Below are 17,357 nucleotides of genomic sequence, written 5' to 3'. Positions count from 1 at the left end.
GCCAGCTTAGCCGGAAAGGCCTCGGGGCCGCCCCCAAAAGGGTGGCCCCGAGGCCTTTCCGGCTGTTGTTGGCTTAGAGGACGTGGGAGGCGACGAGCTGCGAGAGGGCGCGCACGTCCACCTTTCCCTTGAACTCCAGGCGGACCTTGCCCAGGCCGCTGAACCACAAATCCAGCTCGGCGTCGAGATCGAAGGTTCCGGCGGTTTCCACGGAGAACGACTGGACCTTGGAATACGGCAGCGACGTGTAGTCGCGCTTCTTGCCCGTGAGGCCCTGGATGTTCACCGCGACGAGCCGCTTGTTGGTGAAAACCACGTAGTCGCGCACGCCCTTGAAGGCGGCCAGCAGCTCCTCGCCCTGGACAAAGAGGGGAGTCACCTCCCCCGCGACGTCCTCGGGGTTGCAGGGGCTGAGCTTGAACACGGAGGCGTTGTTGAAATCGATCATGACCCGACCCTACCCAGCCGCGGGGACAGTGAGGGCGTTGCGGCGGGGCTACGCGCGGGCGAGCAGGTCCTCGCCCAGGCCGGCGCGCCGGTAGAAGACCTCGCGGCCCGCACGGATGGTGTCGGTGAGACCGGAGGCGGCCATCACTTTCAGGTGCCCGTTGACGGTTCCCGCGGCCAGGTCCAGGACGCAGGCCAGCTGGGTGGTGGTCATGGGCAGGTCGAGCTGGGCCAGGATCTGTGCCCGAGTGTGCCCGAGCAGCTGTGCCACCGGGGAGTCCTTGACCTCGCGGGTGTTTTCCCAGAGCCGGCCGACGCCGCGCGGGGCGTAGGTCAGCGTGGGGACAAACGGATCGACGTCCAGCACCAGGGTGCGCGGCCAGACGAATGCGCTGGGAACCAGGATCAGCCCGTTGCCCGGGGAGGCGTGGTGGCTGCCGTCGCAGTTGGCGGTGACCTCGATGCCGTCGGGCGTCAGGCGCACATTGGGGTGCAAGGTGTTGAAGACCTGGTGGATGCCGTGCTCGGCCAACAGGGCCAGCCTGTAATCAAGGTCCGCCAGCAGCATGGCGCGCAGTCGCGGCCAAAACGGCTCAACGGCGGTTTCCCAGTACCAGCGCAGGGCCGCAACGATGCGCGCGATTTCGGATACCGGATCGTCACGGATTGCCCGCACCGTTTTCATGCGGTTTTCTTCCAACCCGGTGGCGAACAGGTAGTCGAGGTCGCGGACCCACAACTCCGGAGGAACGGCGCCAACCGCGGCGAGGCCAGCCTCGAAGGTGTCCTGCCGCAGGGGAGTGGGGGTCAGGGAATCGGCGATGTAGCCGGTGGGGCGGATCAACGTTGTCAGCAACCGCAGATGGTCCTGTTTCTGCGGATCGCGCGAGGCAAGAATGCGTCTGGTGGCATCGCTGATCCAGGGTCGGTGCATCCGGGTGCCCAGCTGGAGGGCACGCACGCTGGTGACCGTTTCCCACAGGGGCGAGATGGTGAATCGCACCCGGGTCAGGTCCTCGGCCGACAGGCTGATCTGCATGTCAATCAGTCTAGGCTCGCGGACGTCCCGGGGTAAGGATTCGGAAATACCCGAATGGTGGCCGATCGGCGCCGGCGGTTTCAGGATGGACGCATGAGCATCTCAACCGATACATTCACTGCCCGACCACTCTTCGACAATCCTGCCAAGGGCAGGCACCTGGCCCGCAGGAGGACGGCGCGATCCGCTGCACATGCCGCCCCGCGGCACCGCATGGCCGCCACTCTCTGGCGCACCTCGCCGCTGCAGGAGGAACAGCTGCGCGCGAACCGCGAGCGCGCCTGGATCCAGCTATCCCAGGTCGTCGCCGGGCGGTTCTGAGCCGAACCGCGCTCGTCCCCCCCCGGCGGGAATCTCGCGGCGATCAACTATCCGGCCGCGCGGGAAACGCTGCTCCGGCTGCCGCCATCGGCCTCCGAGCTACTCGGCGTCCGGAGTCCACATCCTCCGTGATTCGAGATACCAGAAGTAGGCAAACAACGCGATCTCATACCATTCGACCAGAAAGGCCGCCTGCCTGATCCCGACGGCCGAGAGCACCGGCCACGCGACGACACCGAGAACCATGAGGACCAGCAGCCCGCCATAGTGGCGCCCGCGCCCGCCACTGGTGTCGGTGCTTCCCAGCCGGTCGCTGCCCAGGTGACTGGCGATCGCGATGGCCATGCTGCCGATCAGCAGCAGTGTTGCAGCAAGGTGGACGCCCACGAACTCCTTGCCCTCCCACGTCCGCCACGCCAGCAGCGCCAGGAATCCCGCCAGCAGGACCGAGCTCGCCATTGTCAGGGCCCGCGTCCACCCGCTTTGCAGCAGAATCGCCGGTGCCCAGGTCATGGTCTTCCAGTCGAGCCACATGAAGACCGCCGCAACGACAACCACCGCAATGACGGCGACCTGAATGGAGCGAACCAGCGCCTCGCGATCGGCGGGCGCGAGCCCGGCGAGGGTTTCGTCCAGCCGGGTGGGCACGAGGGCCACGAACACCGCGTAAAAGCCGGCGAGGTTGAGCGCGTAATTCTCCAGCGGCGGGCCCTTGTAGACGACCAGCAAGACTCCGATGGTCACCAGCATCGCGACGAAGAGGTCCCTGGCGGGCCCGAGGTAGTAGGAGCTGATCGAGTCCTCGACCCGCCCGGTCGTCAGCCCGTAGACAAGGATGGCAACCACAAGGAGCAACGGGACGACCAGCAGCATGAGCCGCAGGTAACGCAGTGTTTCCTGGCCCTGCGAAAGCCCCTGGATGGTATTCATGTTTGCAGCCATGCCTGATTGTGCATCGGGTGGAGCCGTTTGGCCAGTCGGCGCGCGGAGGCGGAAGATGCCTCCCGTGAAGGCCTTACGGACTTGGAAAGAGGAAGGTGCGCGTGCGGAAAACCTGTTCCGCACGCGCACCTTCGCCGGCACGGGGCCGGGGGGCCAGGGGGTCAGCGCCAGCCGAGCTCCGGTGCCACGTGCGTCAGGATCGCGTCGATGACGTGGGCGTTGTACTCGACGCCAAGCTGGTTCGGGACCGTGAGCAGCAGGGTGTCCGCCGCTGCAATGGCCTCGTCCTCGGCCAACTTCGCAACGAGCTCGTCGGGTTCCCCGGCGTAGGACTTGCCGAAGACCGCGCGGGTCTTGGCATCGATGTTGCCCACCTGGTCCGAGCTGTGGCGGTCGCGGCCGAAGTACTGCCAGTCGCGCTCTTCCGTCAGCGCGAAAATGCTGCGGCTGACCGAGACCCGAGGCTCACGGGTGTGCCCCGCCTCCTTCCAGGTCTGGCGGTAGAGCTCGATCTGCTCGGCCTGCTGCACGTGGAACGGCTTGCCGCTCTCGTCGTCCTTGAGCGTGGAGCTTTGCAGGTTCATGCCCAGCTTCGCCGCCCACACGGCAGTGGCATTCGAGCCGGAGCCCCACCAAATGCGCTCGCGCAGGCCGGCCGAGTACGGCTCCACGCGGAGCAGGCCCGGAGGGTTCGGAAACATCGGACGGGGGTTCGGTTCCGCGAAGCCCTCGCCCGTGAGCACCTCGAGCAGGCGTTCGGTGTGCCGCCGGCCCATGTCCGCATCGGACTCGCCCTCGGCGGGGGAGAAGCCGAAGTGGCGCCATCCGTCGATGACCTGCTCGGGTGAACCCCTGCTGATGCCCAGCTGCAGCCGCCCGCCCGAGATCAGGTCGGCCGCGCCGGCATCCTCCGCCATGTAGAGCGGGTTCTCATAGCGCATGTCGATGACGCCGGTGCCGATCTCGATGCGGCTGGTCCGCGCCCCGATCGCGGCAAGCAGCGGGAACGGGGAGGCATGCTGTTGGGCGAAGTGGTGGACGCGGAAGTAGGCGCCGTCGGCGCCGAGCTCCTCGGCGGCAACCGCAAGGTCGATCGCCTGCAGCAGTGCGTCCGACGCGCTGCGGGTGCCCGACTGCTGGTGGTCGGTCCAATGGCCAAAGGACAGGAATCCGATGTTCTTCACACGGGTGGCCAACGCGGCGGGCGCGGTTTGTATTCCTCATGGAGGTCCGGGAATGGGGGACTGACAGGCAACGCTGGGTGCAGGCCGAGGTGGTGTGGAGCCTCTTGGCGTCGGGTGCCGGGGGTCAGCGCCGGTCCGCGAGCCGCACGGCCAACAACGACCCGACAGTGAAGGCGAGGGTCGCCGCGAGCACCAGGAACAGCGGCGCGGTCCAGGACCCGGTGCTGCTGTTGAGCCAGCCGGCCAGCGGCGGTGCGCAGGTCGCGGCGAGGTAGCCGCCGGCCTGGATCCGGGCGGAGGCGGAGGCAGTGTCGGCATTGTTGTGGGCGACGCGGGGGATGATCGAGAAGATTGCGGTGAACCCGCCGCCCTGCGCAATGCCGCCGATGACGGCCCAGAGCACGAAGGCCTCGGGGGCAGCCAGGAGACCGATCGGCAGGGTGACCCAGCACAGGGCGACGACGGCGGTGGCTATCCAAAGTCTTGTCCTCGCGGCCAGCAGCGGCACCCCAAACGCCCCGATGACGGCGGCGATCTGGAACAGCGAGGCAGTTGCGCCGGAGGAGGTCGGGGCCAACCCCCGGGTGTCGGAGAGCAGCAGGGGCAGCCAGGCGGTGGTGGCGTAGTAGGCGGCAGACTGGCCGCAGAAGGCCAGCACCAGCAGGGCGACGACGCGCCGGAAGTGCGCCCGGTCCGTGGAAGTGCGTACCGTGGCCGCGGTCGCCCCGGGGCCGATGCGGGAGCTTCCGGCCGTGGATTCGCGGGGTGCCTCGGGTGCGGGCCCGGGGGCGGCCACCTGGCGCGCCCGGCGTTGGCGCAACAGCCAGTAGGCCAGCCCGGCGGCCGTCACCAGCCCCCAGGCCGCGATTGCCCAGCGCCAGCCAAGCAGTGCTGCCAGCGGCGCGGTGCCCAGCAGCGTGGCCATGGATCCGATGTTCATGGTGGCCGAGTAGGCGCCGGTGACGGCGGAGATTCTTTTGAAGGGCACGTCCCGGCGGATCAGGACGGGGACGGCGATGTTCCCCAGGGTCATGGCGGCGCCGATCAGCACGGTTCCTGCCAGCACCACCGAGGCCGGGCCGAGAGAGCGCAGAACGGTTCCGGCAAGCACTCCGGCCAGGCACAGGATGATGGTGGTCTCCGGGCCGAAGCGGCGGATGCTCCGCGTGGCCAGCGGGGTCGCGAGCGCGAACAGCAGCACCGGCAGCCCGGTCAGCAGGCCGGCCCCGACGGCCGTCAGCCCGGTGTCGGAGGTGATGTCCGTGATCACCGCGGTGGGCGCGATGATTGGCGCGCGCAGGCTCAACGCCACGACCACGATGCCGGCGATGACCCACGGCAGTGCCGCGGGCAGTGCTGGGTGGCGATGCGTGGCGGGCTCCTTTTGGTTTGCGGGACGCTGTGGCCAATGCGCGCCAAGGTCCCGCAGCCAGCCTATCGGAGCCTTCGACGGCCGTACCGGTCCGTGGTTAAGGCCACGGGATTCGCCGTAACAAACATCAGACGTCTAATGTTTAATCATGAGTTCAGAGACCACCCGGCACCCGCCCCTTCCACCGCAGGCCATCGAAGATGCCGCCGGCGCATTGGCAGGGGTCGAGTCAGCCGCAGGCGCGCCGGCGGCAGGACCCGTGCCCGCGACGCGAAAGCGCTGGGTCATCGGGGCGTTGACGGTGGCCGCGGTGGTCCTGGTCGGCCTGAACCTGCGCGCGGCGATTGCCTCCGCGGCGCCGCTCTTCCACGACCTCGAACAACTGCTGGGCTACGGAACCGTCGTGGCCTCGCTGCTGCCCACGATCCCGGTGCTCTGCTTTGCATTCGCCGGGGCCGGCACCGCCTGGCTGGTCAAGCACACCGGACTCGAACGGGCGATCGGGCTGGCCCTGCTGCTGCTTACCCTGGGCCTGGCCGTGCGTGCCTTCGAGTCCACCTGGCTGCTACTGGCCGGCACCGTGCTCGGCATGTCCGGGCTGGCCATCTGCAACGTGGCCATGCCCTCCTTCATCCGGGAGCACCACGCAAGCAGGTCCGCGGCCATGACCGCCACCTACACCGTCACCATGTCGGTGGGCGCAACCACCGCCGCTGCCCTGAGCGTGCCGGTCGCCGCGCGCTTGGGCTCGCCGACGCTCGGGCTTGCGGCCTGGGCGATCCCCGCGGCACTCGCGTTGCTGGTCTTCCTGCCGCTGGCCATCCGGGGGAGCCGCACCGTCGGACCCGCGGGACCACACGTCTCCCCGTGGCCCATGCTGGCCACCCGCAGGGGCCTGCTGTTCACCTCGACCTTCGCCGTGCAGTCGATGCTGGTGTACACGCTGTTGAGCTGGCTGCCGCACATCCTCATCTCGCGCGGATCGGACGCCGCCACCGCGGGCTTCATGCTGGGCCTGGTCCAGGCGGTCAGCATCCCCACCGTGTTGCTCATGCTGTGGATGGCCTCGAAGCCGCGGCTGTTGCGTGCCGCATTCATCCTGACCTGCGGGTGCGCCGTCGCCGGGTTCACCTCCCTGCTGCTGCTCCCGGTCGCGTTCTCGGTGATCCCGGCGATCCTCACCGGCATGGGGCTCGGCATCTTCCCGCTGTTGATGCTGATGATCAGCCGCAGCGGCGAGAGCGCAGCCGAAACCACTGCACTGTCGACCCTTGCCCAATCGGTCGGTTACCTGGTGGCCGCCGCCGGACCGTTCGGGCTCGGACTGTTGCAGGGTGTACTGGGTTCCTGGACGGTTCCGCTGGCGATCCTCGTCGGAATCACCTTGGTGCAGTTCGTCCTGGGGTACCGGCTGGGCGGAATCGGGCGGAAGCCGAACGTCCCCGTGGAGGTGCGGGCATGAACGTCCCAGGGGTGAGGCCGCCGTTGGCCGACGAGGTTGTTGCCCGGCTGCGCGAGGCCGTCGCGTCGGGCCGCTGGGGCGTGGGGGAGAAAATCCCGTCCGAACCCGAGCTCATTGCCGAATTCGGGGTCTCCCGCGGAACCTTGCGCGAGGCGATCAAGGCGTTGGCCCATGCCGGATTGTTCGAGGTGCTGCGCGGGGACGGGACCTATGTGAGGGCCACCAGCGAGATCAGCGGCACCGCACAGCGGGTCTTTCGCGAACACGCGGACGAGGACGTGCTCCAGGTGCGCTTCGCCCTGGACACCCAAGCCGCCAGGCTCGCCGCGGGCTCGGCCGACACCGCAGTGGTCGCCGAACTCCGCTCGCTTCTGGCGCGACGGCGCGAGTCGTGGGAATCCGGGGACTACGCAGCCTGGTCGGCCGCGGACTGGGAATTCCACTTGCGCGTGGCGGAGGCCTCGGGGAACACGCTGCTTCACGAGCTTTACGAAAGCTTCGGCGACGTCTTCCATGGGACGAAGATGGTCCAGCGGCTCGAGGCCGGGTTTGATGGTTGCCTTGCCACCGGCCACGAGGAGCTGCTCGAGGCGATCGAGGCGGGGGACGGCGAGGCCGCGGTGCGCACCGTCATCGCGAACCTCGACTATTGCATGGGATGGATGCCCGGGAGGTAGCCGCAAAACGCCGGCGGTGCGCCGCGGCCGCAAAGCCGTGACGCACCGTCGGTGTGTGTGAACGGGTGAACCCGGGAGCTACTCGGTGACCTCGAAGTCCAGGGTTTCGGTGAATTCGCGGCCGTGCACGTCGGTCGCGGTGACCTCGGCGGTGTGCTCGCCGACGACGAGGCCGGCGGGCAGCGCCAGGCGCCACAGGTGCATTGACCTGTCGGCCAAGCCGCCACCATGGACGAACTGCTCCGCGATGGCAACGGGATCGGAGTACTCGGAGCCGACCAGCGGGGTCTCGCCACGCAGCTGCTGGGTCCGCGAAGCAACCAGCGGCGCGCCGCCGTCGATTTCGACCTCGACCGTGGAACCGGTCGAACCCATCCAGAAGTTGGTCGTCAGCCAGGTCTGGCCCGCCAGATCGGCCTGGGAAACCGCCAACGGCTTTTCCAGCTCCGGAGCCGACCCACGCGGCACGGAGATGTTCTCTGCGTACCAGGCCCGGTACTTCGGGGTGTTCAGGCCAACTGACATCTGCTCGGAGCCGTCGCCGCCGCGGATGGTGAGCCGTTCCGTGACCTCCGTGTTCTTGATGTCGAGGGTCAGCACGCCGGGCGGGGTGCCGTCACGCTGAACGGATGTCGGGTAACCCTTTTCGAGGACCCGGCCGCCGTACCAATGGCCCGACACGGCGGGCACGGTCAGGTGCGTGAATGGCAGGCCGGCCTCGCCGACTTCGTCGCGCCATCCGGCCATCAAGTCGCCCTTGCGCAGGTTTTCCGCCATGTGCGTGTGCCCGCCCAGCGAGACGACTTCGCGGCCCTCAAGGATCTCGTAGATCTCCTGCAGCTGCTTCGTCGTGTGGGAGTTGCTGTAGTAGAACTCGAGCAGCGGGCTATGGCCGGCCAGCACGATCACCTTGTTCTTGGGAATTTTCGCGATGTCGGAGCGCAACCATTCGAGCTGGCGCTCGCCGAGCCCGTAGGTGTAGTCGCCCTTCTTTGCGGGCACCTTCGTCGGGTATTCGATGTTGCTCAGGGCCACCACATGCGCCTTGCCGGCGTCGTAGGAGTAGTACTCCGGACCGAACTGGGCTCGGTACGAGTCGAATTCGTGCTCGCCGTCGAGCGCATCGAAGTCCAGGTCATGGTTGCCGGGCAGGAACCGTGCCGGGCCGTTGAGCATGAAAGTCAGTTCGCGGGTCTGGGTGAAGACCGAAAGATCGTCGCCGACCACGTCCCCGATGAAGAGCGCCCCGCAGCCCGCGTAGTCCTGGCGTTCGGCGAGGTCCGCGAATACGCCGTTGCGGGCGAATTCGACCTCCTTCTGGTTGTACGTCTGGATATCGGCGCCGATGGCGCAGTGCTGCTCGGGGGACTGGGTGAGATTGCTTTGGGCCAGCGGGAAATTCACCGCCTCCGGCAGGGCACCGGTGGGTGCGATCCCGCCGAACTTCAGCTTCGGGGAGCCTGCGGGCAGGTGGTTGTAGAAGAACTGGGCGACATTGTGCTCATCGACCGGAACCTGGTAACCGCGGGGCTGGGTGACGAAGACCGTCATGTTGTCAAAGGCCGGGAGCTCGTAGCGGCCGTTCGGATCGGTCGTGGCGATATCGCGCCCGTTGGATACGGCCACGCCATTGAGGCCCCGTTCGTTGCCGTCAAGAACGGAGTTCTTGTTCGCGTCGTCGAAAACGACGCCGCTGAGGGCATCCTGGTTGTTGGCGCCGTTGGATTCAACGACGTCAACGGAGCCGCGGTAGGCATTTGCGTCCCAGTCGCCCTGGGCCGGCGCTGCGCCGGCGGAAGAGGACAGCAGGGTGCCAGCAACGAGCACGGCAGTGGTTCCTGCAAAGATGCCGAGCGGCCGAGCGCGGAGTTTTTTCGGCGGTTGGGTGGACGAGGGCATGACTTACCTCCGGTTTGGGGAAAACCGGCCGGCTGGTTGGCCGACCGCCACCAACCTTCCAAACTCCGGTGAATGGAAGGCCGCCATCGCGGACCGGCAGGAGGTCAGGCTCGTGAAGACTCGCCAAACGGCGGAACAACAAGACCAGGCAAGAAATTCACCTGCGGTACCGGCGTCATTGTCCTCCCGTAAACGACCATGGGCAGGCAACGGGGGCCGCAGCCGGCCGGAAGGCCATGACGACGGTACCCGGGCAGGATCTGGCGCCGTGCGCCTCCGAAGCCTGCCATTGCGTGGGAGCGCGTTCGTCCTGGTGGCTTTTCCGCGCGGACCGCCCGACGATGGCAGCGAGCGCGGCCGGCGGCTATCCGGGCCTCACCGGGGTTGGTGTTCTTCACCGTCAGCGCTCGCCGTTTGCTGTTCGGATTCCCGTTCGGGGCCGGCCGTTGCCTCCGGACCGTTTTTCTGGACGTCCAGAAATTAGGTCCGCGGCCGCCGAATAGACTGAGGTCATGCCGATTTTGAACAAGGACATGACGCTCTGTATCTCGTTGGCGGCGCGACCCAGCAACAACGGGACACTTTTCCACAACCACCTGTACGGGCAATTGGGCCTGAACTGGATCTACAAGGCATTCGCCCCCACCGACCTGGCCCAGGCCGTCGCCGGGATCCGTGGTCTGGGCATCCGGGGCGCCGCCGTTTCCATGCCTTACAAGGAAGCCGTGATTCCGCTCGTCGACCATTTGGCGCCCTCCGCCGCGGCCATCGATTCGGTGAACACCATCGTCAATGAAAACGGCGTCCTCACGGCCCACAACACCGATTTTTCGGCGGTGGTCGAGCTGCTGAGGGTCCACCAGCTTCCCGCGACCCTGCGGACCATGGTCAGGGGCTCCGGCGGAATGGCCAAGGCGGTGGTGGCGGCGCTGCGGCACGTCGGCTTCCAAAACGTGGTGGTGGTGGCCCGCAACGAGGCGGCGGGACGGAAACTGGCCGAGACTTACGGGTTCACCTGGGCGTCGGAGACCTTCGACGGTGCGGAGCTTTTGGTCAACGTCACCCCCATTGGGATGGCCGGCGGCCCCGAGGCGGACCAGATGCCGTTCCCGCCGGAACAGGTGGCTGCCGCGCAGGCGGTGTTCGACGTCGTGTCCGTCCCGGCGGAAACGCCGCTGATTCGCGCGGCGCGCACCGCCGGGAAGCCGGTCGTGACAGGCACCGATGTTGCGGCACTGCAGGCCCTGGAGCAATTCGTGCTCTACACCGGCATAAGGCCGACCGCGGAGCAGGCTCGCGCGGCACGGGAGTTCATGCTGGCACAGACACAACGCCCCTGACCTCGACCGTGTGCCACCGGGCACGGCCGCGGGGCAGCCGAACAAACGACGGCGGTGCGCCGCGGCCCGAAAGCCGCGACGCACCGCCAGTGCGCTGGATTGTGTGAAGCGGGATGCTACTCGGTGACCTCGAAGGTCAGGGTCTGCGTGAATTCGCGGCCGTGCACGTCGGTCGCGGTGACCTCCGCGGTGTGCTCGCCGACGGCGAGGCCGGAGGGCAGTTCCAGGCGCCACAGGTGCATGGAGCGGTCAGCGACGCTGCCGCCGTTGACCAGCTGCTCGGCCACTGCCACCGGGTCGGAGTACTCGGCGCCGACCAGCGGGGCTTCGCCTTCCATCGCCTGGGTGCGGGTCGCTTCGGTGGATGCCGCGCCGTCGATGCTCACCTTGACGGTGGAGCCGGTGGAACCCATCCAGAAGTTGGTGGTCAGCCACGTGTTGTTGGCCAGGTCGGCCTTCGGCACGGACAGCGGGTTCTCGAACTCGGGGGCCTTGCCCTTGTTGGAAAGGTTCGCGGCGTACCAGTCGCGGTAGGCAGGGGTGTTCAGCCCCAGGGCCATCTGCACGGAGTCCTCTTCGCCGCGGACGGTGAAGCGCTCGACGACATCGGTGTTCTTGATGTCAAGGGTCAGCACGCCCGGGCGTCCGCCGTCGCGCTGCAGGGCGAGCGGGTAGCCGCTCTCGCCGTCGCGTCCGGAGTACCAGTCGCCGGAGATGGCGCCGGCGGTGATGTGGGTGAAGGGCAGGCCGTCGATGCCGAAGATGTCGTTCCAGCCCTCGAGCTTGTCGCCCTCGCGCATGTTCTCGATGCTGTGGGTGTGTCCGCCCAATGCCACGACCTCGCGGCCCTTCAGCAGTTCGTAGATCTCGGCGACCTGCTTGACCTGGTGCTTGGCGCTTCCCTGGTCGGCGAAGTCAAGCAGCGGGATGTGCGCGGCCAGCACGATGACCTTGTTCATCGGCACCTGGGCGATGTCGTTGCGCAGCCACTGGAGCTGCTGCTTGTCCAGGGAACCGGTGTAGTCGCCCTTCGCGGCGGGCTGCTTGGTCGGGTACTCGACGGTGTTAAGCGCAACCACGTGGGCCTTGCCGGCGTCGTAGGAGTAGTACTCCGGGCCGAGGTTGGCCTTGAAGGTGTCGAACGCGTGCTCGCTGGTGGCCGAGTCGAAGTCCAGGTCGTGGTTGCCGGGCAGGAAGCGCGCCGGGCCGTTCAGGACGCTGGCCAGCTCGCGGGTCTGCGGGTAGAAGGAAAGGTCGTCGCCGACCACGTCTCCAATGAACAGGGCGCCGCAGCCCTCGTAGTCGGTGCGCTGGGCCAGGTCGGCGAAGGCGCCGTTGCGGGCGTATTCGACCTCGTCCTGGTTGTAGGTCTGGATGTCGCCGCCGATCAGGCAGTGCTGCTCGGGGGACTGGGTCAGTTTGCTCTTGGCCAGCGGGAAGTTCACTGCCTCGGGCAGGGCGCCGGTCGGGGCGATGCCGCCGAACTTCAGCTCCGGGGAACCTGCGGGCAGGTGGTGGTAGGAGAACTGGGCGACGTTGTTTTCGTCGACCGGCACCTGGTAGCCGCGTGGCTGGGTGACGAACACGCTCATGTTGTCGAAGGCAGGCAGCTCGTAACGGCCCTTCGAATCGGTCTTGGTGACGTCGCGCCCGTTTGACACGGTCACGCCGTTGACGCCGCGCTCGTTGGCGTCCTGCCTGGAGTTCTTGTTTGTGTCATCGAAGACGATTCCGTCGATGGCCTGCCCGGCGGTGTCGCCTGCCGACTTCACGACATCGACGGCGCCGCGGTAGGCGGCCGCGTCCCAATCGCCGGCCGCCGGTGCGGCGCTGGCGGCGGGAGCGACCAGGGCTGCCGCGGCCAGAAGAGCCAGGGTTCCGGCGGTGAGCCCGATGGGGCGCAATGAATGCTTCTTGGGTGGTTTGGTGAACGACTGCACGACGTACCTCCGGGTATGGGGGGAATACCTGCCGACCTTTTCGTGGGCACCTCCAACATTCCAAGCCCGGGTGAATGGGACACCGGGATTGGGGTCCGGGCAGGGGGCCTGTCGGCAAAGACTCGCCCACAGGTTGGTGAACGAGGTCGCGGGCAATGTTTCCCCGGTGTTCCGGCGTCGGTTCCGAAACGGCAACGACCACGGGCCGGTGGGGACCGCCGGGTAACGTGGCACGGGCGGAACACCCGAAAGCGTCGTGGCGGCTATCCCCGGGTTGCGGGATCCGCGTGGCCGCGGCTCCATCCGGCATGGGCGGTCGTCGCGGCGATTGTCAGCACCGCGCTGGCCAGCAGGCCGAATCCGAAGATGACGGCAAAGGAACCGGTCTCGGCGAGCGCGGCGGTGGCGAAATTTCCCAGCGATCCGCCCAGGAACAGCGATGCGGCGAACATCGATACCGTTGTCGCGCGGGCCCGTGGTGACACGTCGGTTGCCCAGCCCTGCATGGACGAATGCATGACGGCGTTGGCCACCCCGATCAGGGTCGCAGTGGCGGTGACCGCCGCCGGGACGGGCCACAGCATGGAGATCCCGCAGGCCAGCGCCAGTACCGAGCCCCCGGCACAGATCAGCCGGGTCCGGGAGAAATGGTGCACCAGGGCCTTCATCGCGCGGGCACCGACTATCACCCCGACGGCATAGCCGGTGGCCAACAGCCCGGCCAAACCGATCCCCACGCCGGCGTGCTGGAGCGCCGGCACGATGTAGGTCAGGGTGCCGAGCAGCACCATGCCTTCCAGCATGGCAATGGCATAGAGGCCAACCGCCGCGCGAGTGAAGGCCAGCCGCAGCCGGAATCGACCGCGCACCGCCGGCGGTACTCGCACCCTTGCCAACGCAACGAGAATTGCCGCGGCCCCGAGCGCGGGAAGCCCGAAGACCAGACGCCAATCGACAAAGGTCGCAACGGCTCCGGCGCCCAAAGTGGCCAGGGTTGCCCCCAGCGAGGAATAGATTTGCAGGTCAGAGAGCCCCCGTGCGCGGTCGGTCCCCTTCCGGGTGTCGCCCAGCAGCGTGAGCAGGGTCGGGTAGAGGGCACCGAACATGAAGCCCGTGAATGCCCGGACCACGAGCAGCGGCCCGTATGCAACGAATAGGGCGCTCGTGACGGCGCCGAGCGCGGCACCGGCCAAGGCGAGCCGCAGCACCGTCAGCCGGCCGAACCGGTCGCTGAGCAAGCCCCACAACGGCTGCCCGAGCGCGTAGAACAGCGAATAGGCGGCAACCAACTGGACTGCCTGGGCAAGGGTTAGTTCGGTGAACGTGGCCAGGGCGACGAGCATCGGCGGGGTGGCGAAGCGGTCAAAAAATGCCAGGAAGCCAACGGATCGAAGCACCGGGTCGGGTATCGTCCCGGCCGCGCCGGTGGATTCCTTGGCCACGTAGGCGCTCGCCCCCTCACACTCGTTCCCTTGCTACATGTAACCAGACCGGGAGGGCTCGGGAGACTTTCGTGACAAGGCCGTGGGAACATCAAGCGCAGGAACCACGGAAGTGGTTTCCTGCGCCTGGGTTGACCGATGTGTCAGGGATTCATCGGATCGGATTCCTGGCGGCGCGCCGAGCGACCGAGGACGCGGCCCAGGAAACGGCGAAGCCCGCCGCGGGACCCCAAATGTCCCTCAAGCTCCCAGGGGTCGGCGGCCGCGTCGGACAACCGGCCGTCCTCGCCGTAAAGCAGGTGCCTGGTGCCGGGACCGGGGATCTGGGCACCCGCGAGATTTGGAAGGCCGGGGCTTGACGCCGAACCGTGCAGGGCGGCAGGACCCATCCGTGAGGTCCTGCCCTGGGCGCCTTCCGGGCGGGGGAACATCTTTTTCATCGTCATCACCGGGTCCTTTGTCCGTACCTCAATTCTAGTTTTCTTCTGCGGTCCGTGGCATGAAATCCGGCAAGATGTTTTGGCTGTGGACCTGCCCTTCCCAGGGGCCCGACATCCGGTGCACCTGCCCGGCCCCGTTCCAAGTTCGTGTCGAAAGATAAAGGTTTCTTGCCGTCGATGACGCGTTGCCCTGGCGAATATCCCCTGGGGTCCGGACCCGCGCCGCGGGAAATCCGGAATGTGACCTTGGGCGTCGGTACTTGGTCCTCATGTGACAGCCGGGTTCCGCCCGATCATGTCGGCTGTTTGACTCAACGGGTACCCATCCAGAGCGGCCGAGAGACCTGGCTTGTTGACGCCGCAGCAAGTCCACGGAGCAATCCGTGGATAGTGCTTCGGCCAGGAACGATGGAGGCTTCGCGATTCCGACGGCCCTGCATGTCCGACGGGAAGCGGCTTCGCGCAGTCCTTGCCCGCCGAAATAGGTGAGGGGTCGCTTTCCGCGGCCGACCCGATCCATTTCCATCCATTCGTCGACACCACCAGGAGCCAACACATGACCACGACGTCCCTGACCCGCAGCCGGCTCGAGCAGCTCTCGGCCCGCTTCGCCCCGCTCTTCGCCGACATCGCCGCCGGTGCCTCGGAACGCGATCGCACCCAGTCGCTACCCCGCGAACAGGTGGCGGCGCTGGCCGCCGCCGGGTTCGGGGCGGTCCGCGTGCCCGAGTCCCACGGCGGGGCAGGTGCCACGCTTCCGGAGCTCTTCGAACTGCTCACCGAACTGGCTGCAGCCGACCCCAACATCACCCAGGCGCTGCGTGCGCACTTCGCCTTTGTGGAGGACCGGCTGGTCGCCGCACCCGGCGAGAATCGCGACATTTGGTTGGCGCGCTTTGCCGCCGGCGAGCTGGTCGGCAACTCCTGGACGGAGGTCGGGACCGTCACCGTGGGGGAGGTGAACACCAAGGTCACTCCGGACGGCAACGGCGGGTTCGTGGTCAACGGGGCCAAGTACTACTCGACCGGGTCGATCTACGCCGACTGGATCGACACCTACGCGCAGCGTGCCGACACCGGCACCCGGGTCATTGCAGCCGTCAACGCCCACCAGCCCGGCGTGCGGCTCGAGGACGACTGGGACGGCTTCGGCCAGCGCACCACCGGCACCGGAACCTCCACATTCACCAACGCTGTGGTTGCCCCCGAGAACCTCATCGAATTCGACACCCGGTTCAAGTACCAGACCGCCTTCTACCAGGAGGTGCTGCTGGCGGTGCTGGCGGGAACTGCGCGCGCCGTTGAACGCGAGTTCGCCGCCGAGCTGGCCGCACGCAAGCGCACCTTCAGCCACGCGGCGGCCGAGGTGGCGGGCCAGGACCCGCAGCTGCTGCAAATCGTCGGCGAGGTGTCCGCCGCGGCATTCGTCGCTGCCGGTGCGGTGGAGCGTGTGGCCGCCTCCCTGCAGCGCGCCCACGATACCGCCGTCGGGATCCACACCGGCGACGTCACCGGGCAAGAGGACGAGGCAGCCAACGATGCCGCGGAATTGGCCTCGGCCCAGGCGCAGGTGGCGCTCACCCCGTTGGTGCTCAACGCGGTGACCCACGCCTTTGACGCCCTGGCCGCCTCGGCCACCAGCACCACCAAGAACCTGGACCGCCACTGGCGCAACGCCCGCACCGCCGGCAACCACAACCCCTGGGTCTACAAGGCCCGGCTGGTGGGCGACAGCGCCGTCAACGGCGTGGCCCTGCCGCGGGTCTGGGCCATCGGGGCCTCGAAAAAGGCGTAGTCGGGAGCAGTGGCCTGCCGGCTCAGCGTGACCAGTTATAGGGGGTGGTTGTCGAGACCTTGAGCAGGCCGGAGCGTTCGAGGATGGGCCGCGAGTACTCCGTCGAGTCGCTGTGGACCAGCGTCTTGCCCTGGGCCAGCGCCGACCGCGCCCGTGCCGCGGTCAGGGCGCGGTAGATGCCGCGCCCGCGGTAGGCCGCGAGGGTGGCGCCGCCCCAGACGCCCACGAAGTCGGTGTCCGGGACGGGCTCGAGCCTGCCTGCGCCGACCATGCGCCCATCGGTCTCGGCCACCCACAGCTCCATGCCGTCGTTGCGTGCCAGGCGGTTAAGAAGGGCATCGGCAAGCCGGGTGTTGGCGGGGTTGCCGAATGCCGCCTCGACCATCGTGCACATGGCGCGAACATCAGCTTCGCCGGTGATCCGCCGCAGTCCCACCCCGGCCGGGGTCGGGACGTCGGCACATAACCCCTCCAGGGCCCCGATCATGATCGATTCGGTTTCCCCGGGCAGGAATCCATGGGCCAGCAGCGCCTCGTGCAACCCCGGCGCATGGTCGTGTCCCCGGCTCTTCCACTCGACGCCGGCGATTTTCGGATCCTTGCGGTAATGGTCCAGCGCCCGGCCAACGAGTGTGGCGACCCCGTCTTCGTCAAGGGATCCCAGATCCCGGTACGTGATGAAGCCGCGCCCGCCGGCGAATGTCACCAGCCGCAGGGTCTCCAGCCTCGCGACCCGGATAGCGCTGGGCGTTTCGGCGTCGGTGCGGAGCTGGTCGTCGTAGGCCTTGAGGTACTTCGCGTGGTCGGTCACCGGTTTCATGCTGTCAGCGGCGTGTATTCGGCGCAACCCCGGGCGAAGACCACGAACCTGAAAATTGCCCAAAGCGCATGTTTGGCGTTTCCGGATCCTTCTGATCGGACATAGTGCTGGGAAGATCTTTACTTCTTCGCGTACCCTGAAAACGTGAGCACCCCCACATGGAGCCGGCCCGCTACGCCGGAAAAGAGCGCACTGTCGCCGGAGGACGCCGAGCAGCTGGACATCATTTCCCTCGGC

General features: G+C 67.5%; 15 protein-coding genes. 5 read left to right on the top strand and 10 right to left on the bottom strand.

Annotated features, from left to right (window positions below):
- Positions 1–73: 73 nt before the first annotated feature.
- Positions 74–448, bottom strand: a complete 375-nt coding sequence (locus tag KRR55_RS09210) for a PH domain-containing protein (RefSeq protein ID WP_217388796.1) — start codon at positions 446–448, stop codon at positions 74–76.
- A 48-nt stretch (positions 449–496) separates the two neighbouring features.
- On the bottom strand, positions 497–1,486 hold the full coding sequence (locus KRR55_RS09205) for an ArsR/SmtB family transcription factor (protein WP_217388795.1): 990 nt from the start codon (positions 1,484–1,486) through the stop codon (positions 497–499).
- A gap of 93 nt (positions 1,487–1,579) precedes the next feature.
- Here KRR55_RS09205 and KRR55_RS09200 point away from each other — a divergent pair, with 93 nt between their 5' ends.
- The gene (locus tag KRR55_RS09200) at positions 1,580–1,807 is read left to right on the top strand and encodes a hypothetical protein (protein ID WP_217388794.1); all 228 of its coding nucleotides are present in this window, start codon (positions 1,580–1,582) and stop codon (positions 1,805–1,807) included.
- Between the two features lie 99 nt (positions 1,808–1,906).
- Here KRR55_RS09200 and KRR55_RS09195 read toward each other — a convergent pair whose 3' ends face one another.
- The 3 genes from KRR55_RS09195 to KRR55_RS09185 all read right to left on the bottom strand — a co-directional run bounded on the left by KRR55_RS09195 (position 1,907) and on the right by KRR55_RS09185 (position 5,245).
- Complete coding sequence (locus tag KRR55_RS09195; RefSeq protein ID WP_217388793.1) at positions 1,907–2,737, bottom strand: hypothetical protein; 831 nt, start codon at positions 2,735–2,737, stop codon at positions 1,907–1,909.
- A gap of 173 nt (positions 2,738–2,910) precedes the next feature.
- The gene (locus KRR55_RS09190; RefSeq protein ID WP_217388792.1) at positions 2,911–3,933 is read right to left on the bottom strand and encodes an LLM class flavin-dependent oxidoreductase; all 1,023 of its coding nucleotides are present in this window, start codon (positions 3,931–3,933) and stop codon (positions 2,911–2,913) included.
- A 124-nt stretch (positions 3,934–4,057) separates the two neighbouring features.
- Positions 4,058–5,245: an MFS transporter gene (locus KRR55_RS09185; protein ID WP_336245079.1), complete on the bottom strand. Its 1,188-nt coding sequence runs from the start codon at positions 5,243–5,245 to the stop codon at positions 4,058–4,060.
- 208 nt (positions 5,246–5,453) lie between these two features.
- On the opposite strand from KRR55_RS09185, the gene KRR55_RS09180 reads away from it, so the two are divergent.
- Together KRR55_RS09180 and KRR55_RS09175 are read left to right on the top strand one after the other, a co-directional pair.
- A complete protein-coding gene (locus KRR55_RS09180; RefSeq protein ID WP_217388791.1) occupies positions 5,454–6,767 on the top strand; it encodes an MFS transporter in 1,314 nt (437 codons plus the stop codon).
- Entirely contained in the window at positions 6,764–7,444 is a 681-nt protein-coding gene (locus KRR55_RS09175; protein WP_217388790.1) for a FadR/GntR family transcriptional regulator, read from the top strand. The genes KRR55_RS09180 and KRR55_RS09175 overlap by 4 nt, the downstream gene beginning before the upstream one ends.
- 78 nt (positions 7,445–7,522) lie before the next feature.
- Here the strand turns inward: KRR55_RS09175 and KRR55_RS09170 are convergent, their stop codons facing one another.
- A complete protein-coding gene (locus tag KRR55_RS09170; RefSeq protein ID WP_336245078.1) occupies positions 7,523–9,271 on the bottom strand; it encodes a calcineurin-like phosphoesterase family protein in 1,749 nt (582 codons plus the stop codon).
- Between the two features lie 584 nt (positions 9,272–9,855).
- Between KRR55_RS09170 and KRR55_RS09165 the strand changes: the two genes are divergently transcribed.
- Positions 9,856–10,683 carry a shikimate 5-dehydrogenase gene (locus KRR55_RS09165; RefSeq protein ID WP_217388788.1) on the top strand — a complete coding sequence of 276 codons (828 nt, stop codon included), beginning with the start codon at positions 9,856–9,858 and terminating at the stop codon, positions 10,681–10,683.
- Positions 10,684–10,799: 116 nt separating this feature from the next.
- On the opposite strand, the gene KRR55_RS09160 is transcribed toward KRR55_RS09165, so the two are convergent.
- The 3 genes from KRR55_RS09160 to KRR55_RS09150 all read right to left on the bottom strand — a co-directional run bounded on the left by KRR55_RS09160 (position 10,800) and on the right by KRR55_RS09150 (position 14,511).
- Positions 10,800–12,623, bottom strand: coding sequence for a calcineurin-like phosphoesterase family protein (locus KRR55_RS09160; protein ID WP_336245077.1), 1,824 nt, complete (start codon positions 12,621–12,623; stop codon positions 10,800–10,802).
- Between the two features lie 263 nt (positions 12,624–12,886).
- Positions 12,887–14,065, bottom strand: coding sequence for an MFS transporter (locus KRR55_RS09155; RefSeq protein ID WP_336245076.1), 1,179 nt, complete (start codon positions 14,063–14,065; stop codon positions 12,887–12,889).
- 143 nt (positions 14,066–14,208) lie between these two features.
- Positions 14,209–14,511 (bottom strand): hypothetical protein, encoded by a 303-nt coding sequence (locus KRR55_RS09150; protein WP_217388786.1) that lies wholly within the window; start codon positions 14,509–14,511, stop codon positions 14,209–14,211.
- 550 nt (positions 14,512–15,061) lie between these two features.
- On the opposite strand from KRR55_RS09150, the gene KRR55_RS09145 reads away from it, so the two are divergent.
- Positions 15,062–16,300, top strand: a complete 1,239-nt coding sequence (locus KRR55_RS09145) for an acyl-CoA dehydrogenase family protein (RefSeq protein WP_217388785.1) — start codon at positions 15,062–15,064, stop codon at positions 16,298–16,300.
- Between the two features lie 22 nt (positions 16,301–16,322).
- Here the strand turns inward: KRR55_RS09145 and KRR55_RS09140 are convergent, their stop codons facing one another.
- Positions 16,323–17,120: a GNAT family N-acetyltransferase gene (locus tag KRR55_RS09140; protein ID WP_217388784.1), complete on the bottom strand. Its 798-nt coding sequence runs from the start codon at positions 17,118–17,120 to the stop codon at positions 16,323–16,325.
- Between the last annotated feature and the right edge of the window lie 237 nt (positions 17,121–17,357).

It is taken from the genome of Paeniglutamicibacter quisquiliarum (genome assembly GCF_019084045.1).
Lineage (GTDB): Bacteria > Actinomycetota > Actinomycetes > Actinomycetales > Micrococcaceae > Paeniglutamicibacter > Paeniglutamicibacter quisquiliarum.
This window is presented reverse-complemented; position numbering and strand designations above follow the sequence as displayed.

Bases quoted from the DNA above. Each gene is read 5' to 3' on its own strand.
- KRR55_RS09210 (WP_217388796.1), bottom strand. From the start codon at position 448: ATGATCGATTTCAACAACGCCTCCGTGTTCAAGCTCAGCCCCTGCAAC.
- KRR55_RS09150 (WP_217388786.1), bottom strand. From the start codon at position 14,511: ATGACGATGAAAAAGATGTTCCCCCGCCCGGAAGGCGCCCAGGGCAGG.
- KRR55_RS09180 (WP_217388791.1), top strand. From the start codon at position 5,454: ATGAGTTCAGAGACCACCCGGCACCCGCCCCTTCCACCGCAGGCCATC.
- KRR55_RS09205 (WP_217388795.1), bottom strand. From the start codon at position 1,486: ATGCAGATCAGCCTGTCGGCCGAGGACCTGACCCGGGTGCGATTCACC.
- KRR55_RS09140 (WP_217388784.1), bottom strand. From the start codon at position 17,120: ATGAAACCGGTGACCGACCACGCGAAGTACCTCAAGGCCTACGACGAC.
- KRR55_RS09195 (WP_217388793.1), bottom strand. From the start codon at position 2,737: ATGAATACCATCCAGGGGCTTTCGCAGGGCCAGGAAACACTGCGTTAC.
- KRR55_RS09145 (WP_217388785.1), top strand. From the start codon at position 15,062: ATGACCACGACGTCCCTGACCCGCAGCCGGCTCGAGCAGCTCTCGGCC.
- KRR55_RS09165 (WP_217388788.1), top strand. From the start codon at position 9,856: ATGCCGATTTTGAACAAGGACATGACGCTCTGTATCTCGTTGGCGGCG.
- KRR55_RS09200 (WP_217388794.1), top strand. From the start codon at position 1,580: ATGAGCATCTCAACCGATACATTCACTGCCCGACCACTCTTCGACAAT.
- KRR55_RS09175 (WP_217388790.1), top strand. From the start codon at position 6,764: ATGAACGTCCCAGGGGTGAGGCCGCCGTTGGCCGACGAGGTTGTTGCC.